The 21,730-nt window shown below is 68.6% G+C and carries 19 protein-coding genes and 1 pseudogene; 14 read left to right on the forward strand and 6 right to left on the reverse strand.

What is annotated here, in order from left to right; genetic code table 11:
• Positions 1-6 precede the first annotated feature (6 nt).
• From MLE64_RS02085 to MLE64_RS02105, 5 genes are all read left to right on the forward strand, one after another.
• Entirely contained in the window at positions 7-1,071 is a 1,065-nt protein-coding gene (locus MLE64_RS02085; RefSeq protein WP_243315296.1) for a zinc-binding dehydrogenase, read from the forward strand.
• Positions 1,071-1,973, forward strand: a complete 903-nt coding sequence (locus MLE64_RS02090; RefSeq protein WP_243315298.1) for a CorA family divalent cation transporter — start codon at positions 1,071-1,073, stop codon at positions 1,971-1,973. The genes MLE64_RS02085 and MLE64_RS02090 overlap by 1 nt, the downstream gene beginning before the upstream one ends.
• 60 nt (positions 1,974-2,033) lie before the next feature.
• The gene (locus tag MLE64_RS02095) at positions 2,034-3,086 is read left to right on the forward strand and encodes a bifunctional UDP-4-keto-pentose/UDP-xylose synthase (RefSeq protein ID WP_243315301.1); all 1,053 of its coding nucleotides are present in this window, start codon (positions 2,034-2,036) and stop codon (positions 3,084-3,086) included.
• Between the two features lie 128 nt (positions 3,087-3,214).
• A complete protein-coding gene (locus tag MLE64_RS02100) occupies positions 3,215-3,928 on the forward strand; it encodes a CTP synthase C-terminal region-related (seleno)protein (protein ID WP_243315303.1) in 714 nt (237 codons plus the stop codon).
• Between the two features lie 87 nt (positions 3,929-4,015).
• Positions 4,016-5,683, forward strand: a complete 1,668-nt coding sequence (locus MLE64_RS02105) for a glycosyltransferase family 39 protein (RefSeq protein ID WP_243315304.1) — start codon at positions 4,016-4,018, stop codon at positions 5,681-5,683.
• Between the two features lie 239 nt (positions 5,684-5,922).
• Here the strand turns inward: MLE64_RS02105 and MLE64_RS02110 are convergent, their stop codons facing one another.
• A complete protein-coding gene (locus tag MLE64_RS02110; RefSeq protein WP_243286307.1) occupies positions 5,923-6,165 on the reverse strand; it encodes a hypothetical protein in 243 nt (80 codons plus the stop codon).
• 53 nt (positions 6,166-6,218) lie between these two features.
• Here MLE64_RS02110 and MLE64_RS02115 point away from each other — a divergent pair, with 53 nt between their 5' ends.
• From MLE64_RS02115 to purF, 4 genes are all read left to right on the forward strand, one after another.
• A complete protein-coding gene (locus MLE64_RS02115; protein WP_243315306.1) occupies positions 6,219-7,670 on the forward strand; it encodes an ArnT family glycosyltransferase in 1,452 nt (483 codons plus the stop codon).
• A complete protein-coding gene (locus tag MLE64_RS02120) occupies positions 7,667-8,686 on the forward strand; it encodes a glycosyltransferase family 9 protein (protein WP_243315308.1) in 1,020 nt (339 codons plus the stop codon). The genes MLE64_RS02115 and MLE64_RS02120 overlap by 4 nt, the downstream gene beginning before the upstream one ends.
• Positions 8,683-9,060, forward strand: coding sequence for a DMT family transporter (locus tag MLE64_RS02125; RefSeq protein WP_243286304.1), 378 nt, complete (start codon positions 8,683-8,685; stop codon positions 9,058-9,060). Before MLE64_RS02120 ends, MLE64_RS02125 begins: the two co-directional genes overlap by 4 nt.
• 108 nt (positions 9,061-9,168) lie before the next feature.
• The gene (gene purF, locus MLE64_RS02130; protein ID WP_243315310.1) at positions 9,169-10,599 is read left to right on the forward strand and encodes an amidophosphoribosyltransferase; all 1,431 of its coding nucleotides are present in this window, start codon (positions 9,169-9,171) and stop codon (positions 10,597-10,599) included.
• A 103-nt stretch (positions 10,600-10,702) separates the two neighbouring features.
• Here the strand turns inward: purF and mtnA are convergent, their stop codons facing one another.
• From mtnA to MLE64_RS02155, 5 genes are all read right to left on the reverse strand, one after another.
• Positions 10,703-11,698, reverse strand: coding sequence for an S-methyl-5-thioribose-1-phosphate isomerase (gene mtnA / locus MLE64_RS02135; protein ID WP_243315313.1), 996 nt, complete (start codon positions 11,696-11,698; stop codon positions 10,703-10,705).
• A 140-nt stretch (positions 11,699-11,838) separates the two neighbouring features.
• On the reverse strand, positions 11,839-12,489 hold the full coding sequence (locus tag MLE64_RS02140; protein WP_243315315.1) for a class II aldolase/adducin family protein: 651 nt from the start codon (positions 12,487-12,489) through the stop codon (positions 11,839-11,841).
• Between the two features lie 46 nt (positions 12,490-12,535).
• A complete protein-coding gene (locus MLE64_RS02145; RefSeq protein ID WP_243315317.1) occupies positions 12,536-12,955 on the reverse strand; it encodes a DUF1801 domain-containing protein in 420 nt (139 codons plus the stop codon).
• An 80-nt stretch (positions 12,956-13,035) separates the two neighbouring features.
• On the reverse strand, positions 13,036-13,875 hold the full coding sequence (locus MLE64_RS02150; RefSeq protein ID WP_243315319.1) for a tetratricopeptide repeat protein: 840 nt from the start codon (positions 13,873-13,875) through the stop codon (positions 13,036-13,038).
• Positions 13,876-13,964: 89 nt separating this feature from the next.
• Positions 13,965-15,998 (reverse strand): SPFH domain-containing protein, encoded by a 2,034-nt coding sequence (locus tag MLE64_RS02155; RefSeq protein ID WP_243315322.1) that lies wholly within the window; start codon positions 15,996-15,998, stop codon positions 13,965-13,967.
• A gap of 273 nt (positions 15,999-16,271) precedes the next feature.
• Here MLE64_RS02155 and MLE64_RS02160 point away from each other — a divergent pair, with 273 nt between their 5' ends.
• The 5 genes and pseudogenes from MLE64_RS02160 (at position 16,272) to MLE64_RS02175 (ending at position 21,727) form a co-directional block, all read left to right on the forward strand.
• Positions 16,272-17,858, forward strand: a complete 1,587-nt coding sequence (locus MLE64_RS02160) for a BamA/TamA family outer membrane protein (protein WP_243315325.1) — start codon at positions 16,272-16,274, stop codon at positions 17,856-17,858.
• A 38-nt stretch (positions 17,859-17,896) separates the two neighbouring features.
• Positions 17,897-18,532, forward strand: coding sequence for a hypothetical protein (locus MLE64_RS02165; RefSeq protein ID WP_243315327.1), 636 nt, complete (start codon positions 17,897-17,899; stop codon positions 18,530-18,532).
• A gap of 76 nt (positions 18,533-18,608) precedes the next feature.
• A pseudogene (locus MLE64_RS16010) lies at positions 18,609-19,637 on the forward strand (phosphate acyltransferase); the annotation flags it as partial.
• A 36-nt stretch (positions 19,638-19,673) separates the two neighbouring features.
• On the forward strand, positions 19,674-20,816 hold the full coding sequence (gene buk / locus MLE64_RS16015; RefSeq protein ID WP_423748240.1) for a butyrate kinase: 1,143 nt from the start codon (positions 19,674-19,676) through the stop codon (positions 20,814-20,816).
• A gap of 56 nt (positions 20,817-20,872) precedes the next feature.
• Complete coding sequence (locus tag MLE64_RS02175) at positions 20,873-21,727, forward strand: hypothetical protein (RefSeq protein ID WP_243315333.1); 855 nt, start codon at positions 20,873-20,875, stop codon at positions 21,725-21,727.
• Positions 21,728-21,730 lie beyond the last annotated feature (3 nt).

A 21,730-nucleotide genomic window follows, 5' to 3' on the forward strand; every position in this document is an offset into this window, starting at 1 on the left:
CCTCCCATGGCCGATCCGTTCCGTTTCCGCATCCTCCAGCACGGTCCCGCGGGCTCGCCCGTCCGTGAAGCCTTCACCCCCGCGGAGCCGAAGCCGGGCTGGGTCCGCCTGGAATTGAAGGCCATGGCGCTCAACCACCTGGATCTCTGGACCACGTTCGGCCTGCCGGGGTTCCCCCTGCCGCTTCCCCTCACCCCGGGCTGCGACGGTGCGGGCGTGGTGGCGGCCGCCGGCGACGGGACGGTCCTGCCCCCGGGCGTGGAGGTGGGTGGCAGCGCCATGATCGCGCCGGGCCTGAGCTGCGGCGTGTGCCCCGCCTGCCTGCGGGGCGACGACATGCTCTGTCCTTCCTACGGCGTGCTGGGCCATGTCTGCGACGGCACCGCCGCCACCCATGTGCTGGTGCCCGCCGCCAACCTGCTGCCCATTCCCCCGAACTGGGACTTCGACCAGGCCGCGGCCTTTCCCCTGGTCTTCCTCACGACCTGGGAGATGCTCGTCCACAAAGTCGATTTCCGGCCCGGGGAGACCGCTCTCGTGTGGGGCGGGGGCAGCGGGGTGGGCAGCGCGGCCATCCAGCTGGTGAAGGCCCTGGGCGGCACAGCCATCGCCGTGGTGGGCAGCGAGGCCAAGGCCATGAAGTGCTGGGACCTGGGTGCCGAGCATGTTCTCGTCCGGGGTGACCTGAAGGCCCTGGCTTCCAAGGTGCGCGACCTGACCGGCAAGCGCGGGGTGGACGTGGTGTTCGAGCACACCGGGGCCGCCACGTGGGCCACCAGCCTCAGCGTCTGCGCGCGCGGGGGCCGCATCGTCACCTGCGGGGCCACCACCGGGCGCGAGACCTCCTTCGACCTGCGGGCCCTCTTCGCCAAGCAGATCCAGATCCGCGGCTCGTACATGGGCCGGCGCGAGCACCTGTGGACCCTGTTGTCCCTGCTGAAGAAGAACCCCACCAACCCGCCCTTCCGGCCCGTCATCGACCGCGCCTTCGACCTGGCGGAGTACCCCGAGGCCCAGCGCCACCTCGAGGCCGGCCAGGGCTTCGGCAAGGTGGTGTGCCGGGTGCCCTGATGCTGAGGAACCTGCCGCTTCCGGAAGGCTCGACCTTCACCTGGGTGGATCTGGTGGACCCCACGGCCGCTGAAATGGCCGAGGTGGCCGGACGCTACGGGCTTCACCCCGCGGCGGTGCGGGACCTGCTCAACCAGCCCCACCTGCCCAAGTTCGAGCGGCTCCCCGGGCAGCAATTGCTCATCCTGCGGGCCTATGACGAAGTGGCCAAGCGGGGCGACACCATCCAGGCCATGACCCGCCGCCTGGTGGTGCTGATGATGGAGGGCGCGATCATCACCGTCCACCGCCGGGAGCAGCCCTTCTTCGCCCAAGCGGCGGAGCGCGCGGCCGCAGGGCAGCCCCTCCGTCCGGAGCAGCTGGTGCTGGCCCTCTGCGCCAAGGCTGTGGCCTCCTTCGACGAGCCCCTGCGCGAGAGCGAGGAGAAGCTGGACCAGATCGAGGCCGCCCTCTTCAACCGCAAGATCCCCCACCAGGGCGTCCGGCAGGTCTACGGGCTCAAACGCCGCTGCGCGGTCATCAAGCGGACCCTCGGGCGCATCACTACGGCCCTGGGCCCGCTCAAGGAGCAGGCCCGGGACGACCAGGGCCTGCTGGCGGACGTGGTGGAGGAGGCCGACCGCCTGCACACCTGGGCCGACGAGCTGCTGGAGAGCGCCACCCACCTCATGAACCTGGAGATCAGCCTGGCCAGCCAGCGGACGAACGAGGTCATGCGGGTGCTCACGGTCTTCAGCGCCTTTTTCCTGCCCCTCACGTTCATCGCGGGGGTCTATGGGATGAACTTCAAGCGGATGCCCGAGCTGGAGCACCGCTTCGGGTACCCCCTGGTCATCGGCGCCATGCTCCTCACCGCCTTGGCCATCTGGACCTGGTTCCGCCGGAGGGGCTGGCTGAAATAGGCGCCTGCTGCGCAGGTCCGGGCGAGCGGCTAGACTGAAACGTTTGCGCAAGGAGCTCCCGTGAAGGTCCTCATCCTCGGTGTCAACGGATTCATCGGATCCCATCTGGTGGACCGAATCATGCAGGACACAGACTGGGAGGTGTACGGCCTGGATCTGGGCACGCACAAGGTGTCCGACCACCTGGCCAACCCCCGCTTCCACTTCGTGGAGGGCGACGTCACCATCTCCAAGGAGTGGATCGAGTACCACATCAAGAAGTGCGACGTGGTGCTGCCCCTGGTGGCCATTGCCACGCCCAAGGTCTACGTGACCGACCCGCTGCGCGTCTTCGAGCTGGACTTCGAGGAGAACCTCCGGGTGGTCCGCCAGTGCGTGAAGTACAAGAAGCGCGTGGTGTTCCCCAGCACCTCCGAGGTCTACGGCATGTGCCCCGACGCGGAGTTCGACGAGCACGAGTCGCCCCTGGTGACGGGCCCCATCCCCATGAACCGCTGGATCTACAGCACCAGCAAGCAGCTGCTGGACCGCGTCATCTGGGCCTACGGCTTCCAGCAGGGTCTGAAATTCACGCTCTTCCGCCCCTTCAACTGGATGGGACCCAAGCTCGACAGCCTGAACACCGCCAAGGAGGGCAGCAGCCGCCTGGTGACGCAGTTCAGCTGGAACCTGTTCAACGGCGAGCCCCTGCAGCTGGTGGATGGCGGCACGGCGCGCCGCTGCTTCATCGACGTGGCCGACGCCCTGGACGGCCTCATGGCCGTGCTGCGTAACGAAGACGGCAAGGCCGACGGGCAGATCTTCAACATCGGCAACCCCGCCAACGACTACAGCGTGCGCGAGATCGCCGAGATGATGATCGCCATCTGGAAGGACCACCCCTTCCGCATCGAGCGTGGCATCCCAGAAGGGACGATGGTGGAGACCGGAAGCGGCGAGTTCTACGGCAAGGGCTATCAAGACGTGGCCCGCCGCACCCCCAGCATCAAGCGCATGCAGCAGACCTTCGGCTTCCAGCCCAAGGTCTCCATGAAGGACTCCCTGAAGAAGGCCATCGACTTCTTCGTGGAAGAGCACAAGGCGCTGGAGAAGATCGTCGAGACCGAGAACTAGGTTCCGGTCAGCTCAACGCGGCGACTGGCCTCGACCCATTCGATGGGTGCGGAGCCGCGCTGGGATGGGGAAGGCTTGCGTCTTTCTGGGATGCGCATTGTATGACTTGCGTTGGGAGGATGGGGTCCATGAACAAGGTGATTAGGATTGGCCTTGTGGGCGATCATGATCCGTCGGTGCCGGCGCACCAGGCCATTCCGCTGGCCCTGAAACAGGCCGCGGACGTGCTGCAGGTCGAGGCCGGATTCGAATGGATTCCCACGGATGAGATCCATTCCGCCTCGCGGCTTTCCGGGTTCGATGGCCTCTGGTGCGTGCCTGCGAGCCCCTATCGCAGCATGGAAGGGGCCCTGCTCGCCATCCGCCATGCCCGCGAATCGGCTGTCCCCTTCCTCGGGACGTGCGGAGGGTTCCAGCACGCGGTCGTCGAATACGCCCGGAATGTGCTCGGGTGGGCCGATGCCGATCATGCTGAAACCGCCTCCGCTTCCGCCCGCCCCGTGATCGCGCCCCAGGCCTGCGCCCTGGTCGAGGCCACGGGGTCCGTCCGGTTGCTCCCCGGCACCCGCATCGCCGCGGCCTATGGAACGGATGAGGCGACGGAAGGCTATCGGTGCCGGTACGGCCTGAATCCCGAGTTCCAGGCCGCCCTTGTCACCGGTCCCCTCCGGACCGGCGCCGAGGATGCGACGGGCGAGATCCGGGCCCTTGAATTGGAGGGCCACCCGTTTTTCGTCGCCACGCTGTTCCAGCCGGAACGCGCCGCGCTGAAGGGCCGGCTGGCGCCGCTGGTCGTTTCGTTCGTCGGCGCCTGCGCAGGGTCATTCCCCCATCATCCTTGAGGGCAGGGCTCCTCACGGACCGGGACCCCGCGCATCCGACGGGTTTGGCATGCGGTTCCGTCCCCGGTTCCAGCTAGCCTAGAGGCCATGACGCGCCGCGAACGGAACACCCTCCTCGCCCTCTGGTTCTTCCTGGGGCTGCTGCCGCTGCTGGTGCGTCCGCTCTGGGAGCCGGACGAGGGCCGCTACGCGGAGATCCCGCGCGAGATGCTGGCCACGGGCGACTGGCTGACGCCGCGCCTCAACGGGGTGCTCTACTTCGAGAAGCCGCCGCTGCAGTATTGGCTGTCCGCCCTTGGCATGAAGCTCTTCGGGCAGAACGGCGCCGCCGCCCGGCTGCCCCTGGCCCTGGCCTCGGGCCTCATGATCTGGGCGGCCTGGCGGCTGGCCAGGCGTCTCGGCGCCCGGGATGCCCGCTGGGCGCCCTTCATGGCCGCGACTGGACTGCTGGCGTTCCTCGTGGGGCAGCTCCTCACGCTGGATGCCCTGTTCAGCGCCTTCCTGGTGGCGGCCCTGGCGGCCCTGGTCGAGGCCGTGGCCCAGCGCCGGGAGGGGAAGGGCGGCCTGGGCTGGACGCTGGCGGCCTTCACGCTCATGGCCGGGGCCATGCTCACCAAGGGGCTGGCCCAGGTGATCCTCGTGGGGGGCATCCTGGTGTTCTCGCTGCCCTTCGGCTGGAAGGACGCCGCCCTCCGACGGGCCATCCTGCGAACGACCTTCGATCCCCTGGGATGGCTGCTCTACCTGGTGCTGGTGTCGCCCTGGTTCTGGTTCGTGGACCGCGCCAATCCCGGTCACGCGCAATTCTTCTTCATCCACGAACACTTCACCCGCTTCCTGACCCATGAACATGCCCGCCAGGGCTCGAACAACTGGCTGCTGGACAAGCTCTATTTCATCGGGATCCTCGCGGTGGGGTTGCTGCCCTGGCTGTCGATCTCGATGGTCGGCCTCAAGCGCGCCTGGACCTTCCTGAAGGGCAGGGGGCCGCAGGGCCAGGACCCTCTGGCCCGGTGGATCGTCGGCGCCACCTTCATGGGGTTCGCCTGGCCTCTGGCCTTCTTCAGCCTGTCCGGGTCGAAGCTGCCGCCCTACATCCTGCCCGTCCTCGTTCCCCTGGCCGCCCTGGCCTGCGCCTTCGAGCACGAGAGCGAAGCTCCCACGGCCCTGCGTCGCATGGGCTGGGAACTGATGGGGTTCGGCGTCCTCTTCCTCCTGGCTGCCGTGGCCCTCCGCACTGGCATGCATGGATCCTGGTGGTTGGTGCTGCCCGGTCTGGCCTTCATCGGGCTGGGCCTCTGGGCCCGCCACCTCAAGGTCCTCACCGGACCGCGCCTCATGGTCTCCATGGGGACCGCCCTGTGGCTGCTGACGGCGGCCGCTCAGGTGGCCGTCGGTCCCGGCAAGTCCGTGGCCGATCTGGCCCGCTCGGCCCCGCAGGGAGCCCAGTGGATCAGCTACGGCAACTATTTCCAGGGTCTCCCCTTCTATGCCCGCACCCGGGCGGTGGTGGTGGCGGGCACCGGTGAGCTGGCCTATGGCCGCGACCACCTGGGCTCGGCGGCGCCCCGCTGGTTCAACGAAAACCCTGATGCCCTGGGCGCCATGGCGGACCTCCTGAGGGCCGAGGCGCCGGAGCGCCCCGTGTTCGTCATGGCCAAGGCCGCCAACTGGAAGGAACTCTCCCCGGAGGAAAGGGCGCGCTGGGAGGTGGTGGGCCAGAGCCAGGCCGCGGTGGTGGCCAGGCGGCGCTAAGAGGTCGTAACAAAACCCCGCCTGGCTTCATCCCTTCGAGCGAGGGGCGGCGGGCGTCGCGATGCGGCGTCAGGCTCGGATCGCGTAGTCCCCGCTACGCTCACCTCGCCTTCCTGGCCTCGCTCGCCCGGCGCCCCTCGCGCAGCGCCGTGGGGTTTTGTTACGACCTCTAAGTCCGCACCTTCACCGCCCCCTCGCGGGTCGGTTGCTTCTCACTCCGGCTCTGGCGGGAAGAGCGCCTACTTCACGGCCTCTTTGACGCCGTGTCCGGCTTCCTTGGCGCCTTTGGCCACGCCCTTGCCGGCGGTCTTGGCGCCGCGGCCGACGGCCTTGCCGCCTTCCTTGGCCGCATGGCCCACCGCCTTGCCGCCCTTCTTGAAGCCCTGGCCGATCTGCCTGGCGGCCTGCTTGATGTCCTCCTTCACGCCATCCGCGGGAACGGGGGCGGCCAGGAGCAGGAGGCTGAGGAGGGCGGGCGCCATGCCTTCATTGTAAGCCCTTTGGGGATCTCCCCACGATGGGGGAAGATGGAGGGATGGACGGACATCCGAACGCCTCGCCCTCCAGGGGCCGCCTCGCGGAGTGGCTGCGGGCCCACGCGCCTGAGCTGCTCTTCGCCTTGCTGCTGCTGGCGGTGCTGCCCATGCGCGATCTCTGGGCTCCGGACGAACCGGACTTCGCCCAGTGCGTGAAGGAGATGCGCCTCCGTGGCGACTGGCTGCTGCCCTACCTGAACGGGGTTCCCTACAGCGAGAAGCCCATCCTCTACTACTGGGTGATGAAGGGATCCTCGGTGCTGCTGGACGCGCTCACCGGCGGGCTGGGCTTCGCGCAGGGCGTGGCCGCCTGGGCCCTCCGCCTGCCCTCCGTGATCGCCGCGGTGGCCTTCCTGTCCGCCTTCAGGCGCTGGGCCGTCCGCTTCCTGGAACCGGGGACGGCGGAGCCGGCGGCCTTGGTTCTCGCCACCACGCCCCTCTGGTTCTGGCAGGCCCAGTTCATCCAGATCGACATGCTCTTTTCCGCCTTGCTGGCCTGGAGCTGGCTGGCTTGGCTGGGGGGCTACCTCCTCCTGCGCGGCCACAGCGCGGAAGCCACCCCCGGCGAGCACCGCCGCTGGTTCCTCAAGGCCTATTTCTGGCTGGCCCTGGCCTTCCTGGCCAAGGGGCCGCTGGCGCCGGTGCTGTCCGTCCTGGTGCTGGCGGCCTTCCTGACCTGGCAGAAGGACCTCGCGGTGCTGCGCCGCGCCGGCATCGTCGCGGGCCTCTGCCTCACCCTGCTGCTGGTGGCGCCCTGGTACGTGGCCGCGGGCCTCAAGGGCGGAGCCCACTATGCCTATGAGCTGATCATCTTCCAGAACTTCCAGCGCGCCACGCATGCCTGGGACCACATCCAGCCCTGGTGGAGGTACTTCGAGTATCTTCTGGGCGACTTCTTCCCCTGGGTGCTCCTGCTGCCGGCCTTCGCCCTGGCCGCAGCGGCGGCGGGGGCGGGCGGAGCGAAGGTGCAGGCCCAGCTGGTGGCCTTCCGGGGGCTGATCCGCCTCATGGCCCTGGCCTTGGGGGCGGGAACAGTGGCCGTGGCGGTCCTGGCCTGGAGGCGACGGTCCAGGCGCCTCGTTCCCGCGGCGGCCCTGAGCCTGGGGCTGCTCTACCTGGTGGGCGGCACTTGGGGCTTCCGGCTGCTGGATCCGCAGAAGAGCTACCGCCGCTGGACCGTGGCTGTCCAGCCCCTGATCGCCGGGCGTCAGGTCTTCTACTGGCAGACCATCCGCAGCGGGGTCATGGTCTACACGGACCACCTCATGCCCGAGCTGCGGCGGGCCGAAGCCCTGGAGGCTCTCGACCCGGAGGCCCGGCTGGTGGCCCAGCGCAGCGAGTGGGAGCAGGACGCCTGGGGCATGACCCCGGCCCTGCGCGGCCGGTTCGAGGTGCTGCTGGCCGTGCCCACGGGCGGCGGCGAGATCCTGCTGCTGCGGAGGCGCCCGTGATTCCCGCCGGCGCCCACTGGATCCGCATGCCCCGCTTCGTGGGCGACGCCATCCTGATGCACCAGGCCGCCGCGCCCCTTCTGGCCGCGGGCCAGCCCCTGGTGGCCTGGGGGCCGGCGGCCACGGTGGAGCTGTTCGAAGGATCCCCAGGCTACGTCGGCGTCGTGGCCGATCCCCCGAAGAAGGCCGGCCTGCTGGAAGGAGCCCGGTTGCTGCGGAACCACCAGCCGGCCTCCCTGCTGGCCCTGGCCAAGAGCCTGCGCGCCCCGGCCGCCGCCTTCGTGGCGAGGGTGCCGCGGCGGGTGGGCTGCGGAGACGGAGGGGCCTCCATGCTGCTCACGTCCAGCCTCAAGTACTGGAAGCGGGATGACCATTCCCTCGACCGCTACCGCGACATCGTGTGCCTCGGCTATCCCGAGCTGGGCTCCCCGGCCTTCCTCCCGTTCCGCCCCAGGGAGGAGAGCCTCGCCTGCGTGGAGGCGGCCCGTCGGGACCACGGCCTCGATCGGGATCCTTACGTGGCCTTCGCGATGGGCGCGGCGGCGGGGGCCAAGCGGCTGGGCCTGGACCTCCTGGTGGATCTCGCCCATCGCACCCTGGCGGCGGGCCTGCGCATCGTGGTGCTGGGCGGCCCCGGGGACGACGTGACCCGGGCCGAGGCCTTCCGCCAGCGCGTGCCCGAGGCGCTGGACCTGACGGCGCGGATCCCCTGGTCCCAGAGCGCCGCGTGGCTGGCGGGCGCCCAGGCGGTGCTCGCCAACGATTCCGGGCTGGCCCACCTGGCGGCGGTCGTCGGCACCCCGGTGGTCGTGGTGTTCGGGCCCACCATCCCGCGGCACACGGCCCCCCGGGGGCCGAAGGTGACCGTGGTGCGCAAGGAGGACCTCGCCTGCCTCGAGTGCCAGAAGTGGCACTGCCCGCTGCCGGACCACCCCTGCATGACCCAGGTGCCCGCCGGCATCATCTGGGACGCCCTGGAAGCCTACCTCGCCGCCCCTGTCCCGGAGACCCCGTGAGCCCCAATGTGAAGGCCATTCCCCTGATCGTGCTGGGCGTGCTGCTGAATGCGGCGGCGCAGATCTGCCTGAAGAAGGGCCTCCAGGCCGCCGGCGGCATGCAGCTGGCCGTGGGCCCTCTGTTCAGGCTGATGCTCGAACCCTGGGTGCTGGCCGGCCTCGCCTGCTACGCCGTGAGCGTGGTCGTGTGGCTTGGCGCCCTGTCCATGGTGCAGGTGAACTACGCCTATCCCTTCCTGGCGCTCGGGTTCGTCGCCAACGCGCTCATGGCCCGGACTTTCCTCGGCGAGGCCATGACGCCCATGCGCTGGGTGGCCCTCACGATCATCGTCGTCGGCGTGGGCCTCCAGGCCCTGAGCGGCCGGGGACATTAAGCGCTGCGGTCTCCGACTCGAGCGTAGCGGTCTCCGACCAGAGTGTAGTGGTCCCCGGAGGCCGCGGGCCGCTTGGTATCCTGGAGGATCTGTTCCGGGAGGCTGAGCGTGTGTGGCATCGCAGGTGTGTTTGAAGCCGAGGGAGCCACGTCGATCGTCTCCTCCATCCTCTTCGCCATCCAGCACCGGGGGCAGGAGAGCTGCGGAGCCGCCGCCCGGGACGCCGCAGGCCGCATCGTGGCCCACAAGGGCATGGGGCTCGTGAAGCAGGTGCTCGACGAGGAGGCCCAGGCCCGCCTCTCAGGCGCGACGGCCATCGGGCATGTCCGGTATCCCACCGCGGGCTGCAGCGACGTGGCGAACGCCCAGCCCCACGCCATCGAACTCGCGGAGGGGCCGGTCATGGCCATCGCCTCCAATGGCGACCTCATCAACTACGGAGAGCTGCGGGCGCGCATGGAGCGGGACGGCGTGGTCTTCAAGAGCGACAACGACGCCGAGCTGATCGGCCGGCTCATCGCCCTCTACCACGTGCGCGACGGAATGAGCATCGAGCAGGCCATCGCTCGGGTCCAGGGCGAGCTGAAGGGCGCGTTCTCCACGGTGCTGATGTACAAAGACCGCCTCTACGCCTTCCGCGATCCCCATGGCTTTCGCCCCTTCGTCATGGGCCACCTGGGGCACGATGGGGAGGGCGAGCCCGCCAGCGAGGGCACCGTCTTCGCATCGGAGTGCTGCGGCTTCGGCATCATCGGAGCCCGCCGCTTGCGGGAGGTGAAGCCCGGCGAGATCCTGCGCCTGGAGAAGGGCCGGCCCGTGGTGTCGGTGGCCTCCGCCCCGCTCCGGGCCCGCCACTGCGTCTTCGAGCTCATCTACTTCTCCCGCCCCGACAGCACCATCTTCGGGAAATCGGTCTACCAGGCCCGGGAGCGCATCGGAGCCTGCATGGCCGCCAAGGATGGCGCCCTGGCCAACGGCGAGGATCTGGTGGTGATGCCCGTCCCGGACTCCTCCAACTTCATCGCCCTGGGGTACGCCAGAACCAAGAAGGCCGAGTTCGGCATGGGGCTGCTGCGGAACCACTATGTGGGCCGCACCTTCATCAAGCCCACTCAGGCCAGCCGGGACGAGGGTGTGAAGCAGAAGTTCAACCCGCTGCCGGATTTCTTTCCGGGCAAGCGGGTGGTGCTCATCGACGACTCCATCGTCCGGGGCACCAGCCTGCGCAAGATCGTGCGGATGGTGAGGTCCGCCGGCGCGAAGGAGATCCACGTCCGCATCGGCTCCCCCAAGGTCATCGGCCCCTGCTTCTATGGCATCGACACCCCCACCCGCGAAGAGCTCATCGCCAACCGCATGTCCGAGGCGGAGATCTGTGAATACCTGGGCGCCGACAGCCTGCGCTGGCTGGACGTGGCCGACTTCGAGGGCCTGCTGCCGGGTCGCCGACAAGAGTTCTGCACCGCCTGCTTCGACCTGGACTACATCTACCCGCCCCAAGGGTTCGGAGCCAAGACCAACGCGCCGGTGGCGAGGTAGAGGCCAAAGAAGAAACGCCAACCGCAGAGAACGCGGAGAACGCAGAGGGAAACCAGGCTTTCTCTGCGTTCTCCGCGTTCTCTGTGGTGAGATCGCTCTTACTTCACCTGCACACCCGGGTCAGCGCCCCGCGTTGGAGCTCGTCCTGGGTGTAGACGCCGCGGTCGAGGACGAGGCTGGTGACGAGGCCCAAGGGGGTGACGTCGAAGCTGGGGTTCCAGGTGGGCATGCCTTCCGGGGCCCAGCGCCAGGCCCCGTACCCGCGCACTTCGGCCTCGTCCCGAAGCTCGATGGGGATGGCGGCGCCGTTGGGGCAGGCGAGGTCCACGGTGCTGGAAGGGGCCACAGGATGGAAGGGCACGCCGTGGTGTCGGGCCTGCACGGCCACGCCGTAGGTGCCCACCTTGTTGGCGAAGTCGCCGTTGGCGGCCACGCGGTCCGAGCCCACCAGCACGCGCTGCACCTTCCCGTCGCGCAGGAGCAGGGCCGCCATGCTGTCGGTGATGAGCGTCGAGGGGATGCCCAGCTTGCGCAGCTCCCAGGCCGTGAGGCGGCCGCCCTGGAGCAGGGGCCGGGTCTCATCCGCGTAGACATGGATGCGCTTGCCCTGTTCGTGGGCCCGGCGGATGACGCCCAGGGCCGTGCCGATGCCCGCGGTGGCGAGGCCGCCGGTGTTGCAGTGGGTGAGGATGCCTTCGCCGTCCTGGATGAGTGCCGCGCCGTGCTGGGCCATGCCTTCGCAGAGGCGCACATCTTCCTCGAAGATGGCCTGGGCTTCGGCCACGGGATCAGCCGCATCCTTCATGCGGTCCATGGCCCACATGAGGTTCACGGCCGTGGGCCGGGCGGCGCGCAGGGACGTGCAGGCGGTCGCATACTCGGAAGCGGAGGCGCCCCGGTGCGCGAAGGTGGCTAGGCTCGCCGCGGCCGCCACGCCGATGAGCGGCGCGCCGCGCACCGCCAGGCGCTTGATGAGACCCACCATGACCGCCGGATCGCTGCCGTCCAGCCAGATCTCCGCGTCCGGAAGCTGCGTCTGGTCCAGCACCCAGAGCGTGCGGCCATCGTGTTTCAGTCCAAGGGATTCAAAAGGGTTCATGGGCAATTCTCAATCCGGCGGGGAGGGGCATGAAAGGTGGATTCACCGCAGAGAACGCAGAGAACCCAGAGGAAGACATAAGGGCATTGCTCTGCGTTCTCCGCGTTCTCTGCGGTTGGCGTTTGTCTTTTCAATCGAGTTCAAATGATCCTCGGCCCGAGCTTCGCGCGCAGGGCTCGGAGCGCTTCGAGTTCGGAAGGAGCCAGCGGCTTGGCTCCGCCCAGGGCCTCGGCCTTCCAAAGGATCTGGGCCACCTGCTCCAGGCGCTCCAGGCCGCCCACGGCCTCGTCCAGGTGCTCGCCCCAGCAGAGGCCGCCGTGGCGGGCCAGGATCAGGAGGCGGTGGGCGGGCAGGAACGGCAGGAGGTTCGTCCCCATGGCTTCGGTGCCGGGGATGGCCATGGGCACGATGGGGATGCGGCCCGCGGCGAGGATCACCTCGGGCAGGCCGTCCGAGGGGAGCTCCGCCAGCTCAGGCCGGGCGAGGCTCCAGGCGATGGCCGTGGGCGGGTGGGCGTGGACCACCGCTTTCGCTTCCGGCACCGCCCGGTAGACGGCCAGGTGCATGGCCCGCTCGCTGCTGGGACGGCCGGAGAGGATCTCGCCCTTCAGCGTGAGGTGGGCCAGATCCTCCAGGCGCACCTTGGCCTTGGGGACGCCGCTGGGCGTCATGGCGATGAGGCCGTTGGGCAGGCGCACCGAGAGGTTGCCGTCCGAGGCCGCCAGAAGACCGCCCGCATGGAGTCGGCGGCAGCCGTCGAGGAGGTCGTGGAGTGGGCCGTTGGCGTCCATGACGGGATTATCGCCTGAGGAAGGACGGGAATTGGCCTGCGGTCCCCTATGGCTTCGCTTTTTTCGAAGATTTCGACTTGCCGGCGATGTTGAGGGCGACCGCTTGGCGAATGAGCGCCTTGAAGGCGGACGCGTCGATCTCGTCTCCCTCGTGGATGTCGACGGCTCGGCGGGCGTTCCCGTCGAGGCTCGAGTTGAAGAGATGGTCCGGGTCTTCCAGGGACGCGCCCTTGATGAAGGTGAGCTTCACGGCCTTCTTGTACGATTCGCCTGTGCAAATGATGCCGTCGTGGGACCAGACGGGCGTGCCCATCCATTTCCACTCCTCGACGACGTCCGGGTCGGCCTCCTGTATGAGCTTGCGCATCCTGTCGAGGGCTTCCCCCCGCCAGTCACCGAGCTCGGCGAACCGCTCCGAGATGAGTTCCGAGGCTGACCGGCCTTGATTCGCGTCTGTCTTTTTCATGGGCTCATCCTGGCAGGTCGGGACAAGTCACGGGCGGGGAGGCAGGGGAGGGCCATGGCAATGCCTCGGAATGACCCAGCCTAACGTCGCTTGGGTGCGGGCAGGGAGGCGTAGCGCTCGGCTTGGCGCAGGTTCTCGGCGATGATGGGATCGTCCGGGCGCAGGGCCAAGGCAGCACGGAAGTCGTCCCGGCTCTCCTTGTAGAGCTTCAGCTCGAAGCGGGCACGGCCACGGTTGAAGAGGGCCTCCAGCTGGCCGGGATCCAAAGCCAGGGCCCGGTCCAGGGCTTCACAGGCCTCGCCCCATGCCTTCCGCTCATTGAGGCAGCGCCCCAGGTTGTTCCAGGCGTAGGCGATCTTCGGGTCCTTCGCCAGGGCCTCGCGCAGGATCGGCTCTGCCTCCGCCAGGTGGTCCTGTCGCGCCAGGGCCTCGCCCTTCCAGGCCAGGGCCATGGCATCTCCGGGGCGCGTCCCGAGCAGGGCCTCAGCGTAGGCCTGGAGTGCACCCCAGTCCTGGGCCAGCCGGGCTTCGGCGCAGGCGTTCGGGAAACCGTCGGGGTAGCCCAGGCGGCCGTTCTCGGCATGGGCGGCTGCGGCCTCGGCGTGGCGGCCCAGCTGGCTCAGGGCCTGGGCCCGGTAGAGGCGGTAGGTGCCCAGGTGGGGGCCGGACTTGGCCTCCAGCTGCGGCTGGAGCGCCTCGCAGACCGTCACGAGGCGCTCCCAGCGCCGGCTCCGTTGGAGGGCCCGGATCCACGTCTCGTAGTGGGCTCCCCGGGTGGCGGGCGGCACGGTCTCGAACCAGTCTGCGAGGCCGGCCCAGTCGCCAGCCTTGTAGAGGGCCTCCGCCGGAGCGGGCATGGGCAGAGCGAGTCCCTGGGTCTGGACCTGAGCGAAGGGGAACAGCAGGAGCAGCGGGAGCATGGGCGTCCGGGAAAGGTGGAAGATGATCCCCAAAACTTACCAGCGAAAGGGGCGGCAGAGCCGCCCCTTTCCTGGAAACCTGGGAGGGGTCACTTCGTGAGGTTCTGCCTCAGGACCGCCTTCAGGGCTTCGGCCTCGGGATTGGCCGCGGTGGGCACCACGCCCGCCAGCTGGCCGGCCTTCTCGCTGAGGAGGAGGCCCAGCAGGCTCTCGATGAGGCTGCCGCCGCCCTTGTCGCCGCCGCCCATGTGGATCTTGGGCACGACGTCCACCTGGGACTTCTCGATGGCCTCGGCGAAGCGGCTCATGACCTGCTGCACGAGCTGGAACTGGGGGCCGCCGTAGGCGCGGACCTGCTCCTCGATGGCCATGGCCTGGGCGATGCCCACGCGGGCGGCCTGTTCGGCCTGGGCCTCGGCCATGACCTTGATGCGCTTGGCCTCGCCTTCGCCCATGAGGCGCACCTTCTCGGCCTCGGCGCCGGCGAGCGTCTGAATCTGCGCCGCCTGCTGCTGGGCCTTGGCGTACTCGGCCTTGCCCTGGTTGCTCTGCACCTCGATGCCGATGGCGGATTCCGTGAGCAGGGTCTGCTGCTTGGCCCGGGCCTCGGCTTCGCGGAGTTCGCGTTCCTTCACCGCGGCGCTCTGCTGGCGGCCGTAGGTCTCCACCTGCTCGTCGGCGATCTGGCGGCTGCGCAGCTGGACGAGGATCTGCTCGATCTGCCCGCCGGGGGCGCCGCTGGTGGGTGTGCCGATGAGCACTTCCTGGAGTTCCAGGTTGTATTGGGTGAACTTCTCCTTCATCTGGACGCCGCTCTGCTCCTGGATGGCGCTGCGGTCCTGGATGAGCTGGATGAGGGTGCGCGTCTGGCCGACGTTTTTGAAGTAGGCGCTGACCATGGGGTCGAGGGTCTGCTCCACCAGCTTCTTGATGTCGCCGAAGCGCTGGATGACCAGGGGCGCCTTGCGGTAGTCGATGTGGACGACCACTGATAGCGGCAGGCTGGGCTCGAAGGCATCCTTGGTGATGAGGCTCACCTCGGTCAGGTTCTCGTCGAACTTGTGGCTGCCCACCTCGCCCTTCGTCCACTTCAGGATGAAGTTCGTGGTCGGCACCATGAGCACCTTGCCGGCGTAGGTGTTGAAGGCGTACTTGCCGGGCAGCAGGGGCTCGCTCCACACGCCGCGGGTGCCCTTGGCCACCAGCTCGCCGTGGCGGTATTCCTGGCCGCTGATGTCGGTGCCCACTTCGCCGGTATAGCTCACCACCACGCCCACGGTGCCCACTTCCACCACGGTCTTCGGGATCAGCTCCACGGTGGCGAAGAGGCGGTTGATGTAGTAGGTGCCTTCCACCAGCACCTGGTACTGGCGCCCGCGCTGGCCGCCCGCCACCAGGAACTTGTCGGCGTCCTGGAAGTTGTTGTGGTACGTCGAAGCCTGATGGGGATCCTCGCCCACGGTGGGCGCGATGATCTCGCCGCTGGCCAGGCTGGGGCCGTCATGCACGGTCACGATGCCCACGGCGTCGTCCGTGCCCTTGATGATCACGGGCCGCCAGCCGGCGCGCTCGGTGATGATGGCGCTCATCTTCTGGAAGGTGTCCAGCTCGCCGGGATCCAGGGGCAGGTAGAAGAGCCGGTCCTCGGTGAGCACCACGAACTGCACCAGGTTGATGGCGTAGATGCCCTCGCGCAGGATCTGGCGCTGGGGGCCCTTCTCGCCACCGCCCTGGATGAAGGCCACCACATCCTGGAAGTCGGCACCGTGCGTGTTGCTGGCCAGGGCCTGGGAGGGCGGCAGGTCATGGCCGTCCCGGGCGAAGATGTAGCCGATCTTGCCCTGGGGGATGGTCACCAGAGGCATCTTGTGGATGCGGTACTGGAAGGGCGTGAGCAGGTGCCAGCCGCCGCGCAGGAGCTGGGGCTGGTAGCCGGCCTCGCCGCTGAGGGCGATGAGGCCGGTCTTGACCGAGCCCTTCCGGCTGATGAGCTTCTCGACGATGCCCACGCGGTTGTTGGGGATGTAGCGGATCCACTTGCTGAGAAGCACCACCGCGAAGGTGATGGCGAGCAGGGCCAGCAGGGTGAAGCCGGGGTTGGCGGAAAGCCAGGTGAGGTCCATGAGGACTCCAGGGGACGGGTTTCTGTGAGTGTACCGGTCCAGCGCGCCGTCCCGCGTGGATTCGGGGAGCTTTCCGCGGTCCTGCATCCCGGCTCCGGAGGGAGCGGATGACTGGGATCCTGCGCGGAAAGAACCATACGAAGGCACGAATCATAGGCCCATCCCACCTATCCGCCGTGACGGCCGTCACCATTTCGCCTAGGCTTGGGCATGTCCATCGCGCAGGAAAGGAGCCGACGTCCGGATCGCTTCTGCCGGAGGGCTGTCCTGGCGGTGTTCCTGGTCGGCGCCACGCTCGGCGCCCAGGCGCCGCCCACCTGGGAGGAGCTGGAGGCCCGGCAGGCCCGCATCGCAGGCATCGACATCCTTGTTGGTGATGTCTTCGATCTCTCCCTTCCCAACGAGAACCACTGGATCGGGCGCACCGCGAACTTCCTGCACATCCAGACGCGGGATCAGGTGGTTCGCCGGGAGATCCCCTTCAAGCCGGGGGATCCGGTGAACGCCCGGCTGATCCACGAGGCCGAGCGGAACCTGCGGACCTTCCGGTTCTTCAAGGATGCCCAGATCGATCCCCAGGTGGACGAGACGGGGGAGGTCAGGGCGGTGGTCCGCACCCGGGATGCCTGGACCTTGAAGGGCAGCGCGGGCTTCACCCAGGTGGGTGGGCAGCGGGATTTCGGGTTCTCCCTCCACGAAGCCAACTTCCTGGGCTACGGGAAAGACCTGATCCTGTCCCACGAGCGCACGCCCGAGCGCTCCATCGAGACGATGCAGTACCTGGACCGGCAGATCCTGGGCACCCAATGGACGCTGGATTCGCGCTACCAGGTGCTCTCGGACGGGAAGACGCGCTACCTCGAACTCTCGAAACCGTATCGGGGGCTGGAAACGCCCTGGTCCATGACGTTCAGGGCCTCCTCCTCGGACGCCATCCAGTCGGTCTACAACCAGGAGCGTACCGCCTACGCCTTCGCCTCCCGGCAGGAGGCCCTCCTGGCCGAAGGCTCCACGGCCACCGCGGTGATGGAGGGGCGGGCCGTGCGGCTGGGCGGGGGGCTGGACCTGAGCCGATCCGAGTACGGCCCGATCCAGACCCTGGATGCCGGGAACCTTCCCGTCCCCTCGTTGACGGATCGCCGGCTGCGAGGCCTCCACGTCTCGTGGAGCCTGTACGACGACCAGTTCCGGACGTTCCGGGATCTCGCGGGCATGACCCACTCCGAGGACTACAACCTCGGCTGGGCGGCGAGCGTCAGCGTGGGCTCCTATCTGAAGCGCCTGGGGAGTGACCTCGACTCGCCCTTCGTCCGGGTCAGCGCCTCCAAGGGATGGGCGCCAGGGGACAGTTCCCTCATCCTGCTCCGAACCAAGGGGGCGGCCCGGCATGAGCCCGACGGCTGGCGGGATGCCTTCGCGACCCTCAGCCTGACCACCTACTACCAGGGTTTCCGGGCGCAGACCCAGGCGGCCTACGTGCAGCTGGACGCAGTCCGCCGGCCGGAGCCCGAGTCCTACCTCTACCTGGGCGGGATGGACGGGATGCGGGGGTACGGGAACCACCTGCTGCTGGGTGATCGCCGGTGGATGGCCTCCCTCGAGGAGCGCGTCAACACCTCCTACGACTGGCTCGGCATCCTGCGGCTCGGATTCGTGGCCTACGCGGACGCCGGCGCCATCCACCGGACCGATACCGGGCGATGGAGCCGTACCTACGTGGACGTGGGGGGTGGCCTGCGCCTGGGCAACCTGAAGAGTTCGGTCGGGCGCGTGTTCCTGTTGACCATCGCCTACCCGCTGGTTCGGGAGCCGGGCACGGAGCACCACCAGTTCGTCATCTCGGATGTCGTGAAGTTCTGATCCGGAGCCCGGGCCTCCGGTCAGGGTAGCCTTGGGCCATGGATGAATGGCTCGAGGGATGGCGTGAGCGCCGGGCAAGCCTGGTCATGGCGAGCCTGGTCCTCATCGCCGCGTTCCTGTGGTGGGACCAGCGGGCCGTATCCCAGCCCGCAGGCGCCCTCGCACCGGAGGAACCGGTCCAGGAGCCCCCGGAATCGACGGCCACGTGGACCTTCAAGAACCACACCCTCACCCCACTCGCCGCCTTCGACATCCATGCGCGAATCCTGGGCAAGGAGCGCTACCGCTTCGATCGGGCGGCGGAGCTGTCGCCCGTGGACCTGGCCCTGGGATGGGGTCCCATGTCCGATTCGCGCGTCCTGGAGGCCTTCACCATCGACCAGCGGGACCGCTGGTACTTCTGGCGATCGGCGCGCATGCCCATACCGGCAACCCAGGTCGTCAGCCACAGCGCCAACATGCACATGATCCCCGCGGACGGGGGCGTCGCCCGTCGCCTGAAGGCGGCCCGGGTGGGACAGCTGGTCCACCTGAAGGGCCAGCTCGTGCGGGCGGACGGGAAGGACGGCTGGCACTGGGTGAGCAGCCTGAGCCGGACGGATACCGGGGACGGTTCCTGCGAGGTGATCTGGGTGGAGTCGGCCCAGGTCGCAGACCGGTCGCCGGATATGTGACCATGGGATCGGCAAAATAGAATCCACTGCCTGCTAGACTCTGCGCTGCAAGGCTTTTCAAGCGATGCGGAGCCCCATGTTTGACATCGAAGCGTCCCTCGACAGTCGTCTCCTGGCCGTGCCCCGGAACCGCCCCACGGTGATGTTCCCGGAGGCCCTGGACCCCCGCACCCTCGAAGCCGCCTGTTTCCTCGGGCGCTTCATCCGCCCCGTCTTCCTCGCGCCCGAGGCCGAGGTCCGGGCCGTGGCCGCCCAGCGGCTGGCGCACCTGGGCGCGGACCGGGTGGCCTACACCCTATCCGAGAGCGCCTTCGTGGATCCCGCTTCCCGGCCGGACCTGGTGGAGTCCTTCGCCGCGGCCTGCGTGGAGTTCGGAAGAACCCACCAGCGGCCCATCGGGATCGCGGAGGCCCGGGACCTGGTCCGGGAGCCTGGCCGCTTCGGCATCTGGGCGGTGAAGCTGGGGCATGCCGACCTGGTGGTGGGCGGTGCCATCCACGAGCCCAAGGCCTTCTTCCGCCCGATGGTGGACATCCTGTCCCAGCGCAGCGTCGCCTGCGAGGCGGGCGTGTTCGTGCTGCCGGACGAGCATCCCGAGGAGGTCTACCCCCGCAACATCGTGGTCTTCGGCGACGTGGGCGTGAACGCGACAATGACGCCGCGCACGCTGGCGGAAGTGGCTGTGGGCACCTGCGCGGTGGCCCGCGACCTCATCCCCGAGGAGGTGCTGCCGGAGATCCGCTGCGCCATGGTGTCGTACTCCAACCGCGGCAGTGACGAAGGGCCCTCGCCGGAGCTGGTGCGGCAGGCCGCCGAGCTGGTGCCGGAGATCCTCGCGGAACGCATCGCCCACCACACGCGCTACGCCAGCATCCACATCCGCGGCGAGGTGAAGGTCAGCGTGGCCCTCTCGCGCCGCTCGGCGGACCTGTACCACGCGGACGGCCTGCCCTGGGAAGGCGTCCCCAACGTGATCGTGTGCCCCAATCTGGACATGGGGAACCTGCTGTACCACCTCTACGCCACGCGGTTCCCGGAGGCGAAGAAGTTCCCCGTCATGTTCGGCCTCTGGTTCCAGGGCGTGGACCTGCCCATGGACTGTACGCCCGAGGACATCCGCCTGGCCATCAAGGCCTCCATCATGCGCCTCCACGCCTACGGCGAGTGGAAGCGGACACCCAAGGACACCTTCTTCCGGCGCCATCGCGTGCTGGTGTTGAACCCCGGATCGACGTCCACCAAGACCTCGATCTTTGAAGGCGACGAGGAGCGGTTCACGGAGGAGCTCCAGCACTCCGCCGAAGAGCTGAAGCCCTTCGAGGGCCACCCCATCACCGAGCAGTTTGCCTTCCGCAAGGATGCGGTCCTGTGCTTCCTGCGGGACCGGGGCCTCACCCCTGCGGACCTCGACGCCGTAGCCGGGCGGGGAGGCCTGCTGCGGCCCATCCCCCACGGCACCTGGCGGGTGGGGCCTCCCATGCTGGAGGACCTGAAACGAGGGTCCCGCGGCGAGCACGCCTCGAACCTGGGGGCCCTCATCGCGGCCGAGCTGGTGGCCGGCACGGGCACCCCGGCCTACATCGTGGACCCGGTGGTGGTGGACGAGGCCGATCCGAAGGTGAAGGTATCCGGCCTGAAAGAGTTGCCCCGCCGCGTGATCAGCCATGCCCTGAACCAGATCGCGACGGCCCGCCGCTACGCCGAGGAACACGAGACCTTCTACGAGCGCGTGAATGTCATCGTGGCCCACATGGGCGGCGGCATCACCGTGGGCGCCCACCGCAAGGGCCGCTACATCGACGTGAACAACGGCCTGGATGGGGAAGGGCCCTTCTCACCCCAGCGCACGGGCACCCTGCCCGCAGGCCAGCTCATCGACCTCTGCTTCTCCGGCAAGTACACCAAGGCCGAGTTGAAGCTCAAGAACAAGGGCCGGGGCGGCATGATCGACCTGCTGGGCACCTCGGACATGCGCGAGGTGGAGCGCCGCGTGGAGGCCGGGGACGCCGAAGCCACGCTGGTCTATGACGCCATGATCTACCAGATCGCCAAGGCCATCACGGCGCTGGCGCCCGCTTTCGAAGGCGCCTCCATCGACGCCATCCTCCTCACGGGAGGCATGGCCCGCTCCCCGAAGCTGGTGGCGGAGCTGACCCGCCTGACCGCCGCCCTCGGCTGCCCCGTGAAGGTCTACCCCGGCGAGAACGAGATGGCTGCCCTCGCCAAGGGCGCCCTGCGCGTCCTCTCCGGCCGGGAAACGGCCAAGGATTACCCACCGGCCTGAGAACGCCCTTAGACTGGGGCCATCCATCGTCGAAACCTGACCTTCCGGAGGGCCCCTTGAGCCACCGCCGCCGTCTTGCCCCGATTCTCCTCCTCGCCTTGGCCGGGCTCGGCCCGGCGGCCTGGGGACCCGCACTCTTGGCGGCGCCTCCCAAGGCAGCACCCAAGGCAACGGCACCCAAGGTCGTGGCCGATCCCGAAAGAGTGCTCCAGAAGGCCCGTGCGGCCTATGTGAACCTGGCCGGGAAGGGCTTCAACCGCTACCGCTTTGTCGCGACGCCGGATTGGGCCGCCATGCTGGCGGAGCAGGCGAAGACGAATCCGGAGGGATACCGGGCGGCCCTGGACCTCTTCGCGAAGGTCCGGTTCGACGTGCTGGTGGGCCCCCAGGGCGACGCCCAGGTCTCGCACAACACCGTGGACAGTCCGAACCCCCAGACCACGGCCGGGCTGAACCAGGTCTACAGCGGCATGGAGCAGACCCTCACGGGCTTCTTCCAGACCTGGGCCCCCTTCATGGTGAACACCCCGTTCCCGCCCGCGGGCACCTCCGCCCGGCTGGCAGACGCAGGCTCCCACTACCTGGTGGACTGGGAGGAGACGGGGGACGTCAAGGTCCACCTCCAGATGGACCGGACCTTCACCATCACCGAGATGAAGGTGAAGAGCCCGGCCTTCGACTCCACCATCCGGCCCGCCTTCGAGCGTCAGCCGGGTGGGCTGGTGCTCGCTGGTTACGACGCCGAGTACCTGTCCACGGCATCCTCCCTGCGGCTGAAGGTCCAGATCAAGAACAAGGCCATCCAGGACCTTCCGCTTCCCGTGGCCCTCGACCTCAGCGTCTGGATGGGGGAAGGGGCCAGGCAGCAGATCCTGATGACCTTTTCCGGGATGACCCTGGAGAAGAAGTAAGCG

The organism is Geothrix paludis, assembly GCF_022808815.1.
GTDB lineage: Bacteria > Acidobacteriota > Holophagae > Holophagales > Holophagaceae > Geothrix > Geothrix paludis.

Excerpts from the sequence above, each read along its gene's own strand:
- MLE64_RS02110 (WP_243286307.1), bottom strand. The coding sequence starts at position 6,165 with ATGGCGCCCGCCCTCCTCAGCCTCCTGCTCCTGGCCGCCCCCGTTCCC.
- MLE64_RS02165 (WP_243315327.1), top strand. The coding sequence starts at position 17,897 with ATGGATGAATGGCTCGAGGGATGGCGTGAGCGCCGGGCAAGCCTGGTC.
- MLE64_RS02100 (WP_243315303.1), top strand. The coding sequence starts at position 3,215 with ATGAACAAGGTGATTAGGATTGGCCTTGTGGGCGATCATGATCCGTCG.
- MLE64_RS02115 (WP_243315306.1), top strand. The coding sequence starts at position 6,219 with ATGGACGGACATCCGAACGCCTCGCCCTCCAGGGGCCGCCTCGCGGAG.
- buk (WP_423748240.1), top strand. The coding sequence starts at position 19,674 with ATGCGCCTCCACGCCTACGGCGAGTGGAAGCGGACACCCAAGGACACC.
- MLE64_RS02085 (WP_243315296.1), top strand. The coding sequence starts at position 7 with ATGGCCGATCCGTTCCGTTTCCGCATCCTCCAGCACGGTCCCGCGGGC.
- MLE64_RS02155 (WP_243315322.1), bottom strand. The coding sequence starts at position 15,998 with ATGGACCTCACCTGGCTTTCCGCCAACCCCGGCTTCACCCTGCTGGCC.
- MLE64_RS02105 (WP_243315304.1), top strand. The coding sequence starts at position 4,016 with ATGACGCGCCGCGAACGGAACACCCTCCTCGCCCTCTGGTTCTTCCTG.
- MLE64_RS02090 (WP_243315298.1), top strand. The coding sequence starts at position 1,071 with ATGCTGAGGAACCTGCCGCTTCCGGAAGGCTCGACCTTCACCTGGGTG.
- MLE64_RS02150 (WP_243315319.1), bottom strand. The coding sequence starts at position 13,875 with ATGCTCCCGCTGCTCCTGCTGTTCCCCTTCGCTCAGGTCCAGACCCAG.
- MLE64_RS02140 (WP_243315315.1), bottom strand. The coding sequence starts at position 12,489 with ATGGACGCCAACGGCCCACTCCACGACCTCCTCGACGGCTGCCGCCGA.
- mtnA (WP_243315313.1), bottom strand. The coding sequence starts at position 11,698 with ATGAACCCTTTTGAATCCCTTGGACTGAAACACGATGGCCGCACGCTC.
- MLE64_RS02145 (WP_243315317.1), bottom strand. The coding sequence starts at position 12,955 with ATGAAAAAGACAGACGCGAATCAAGGCCGGTCAGCCTCGGAACTCATC.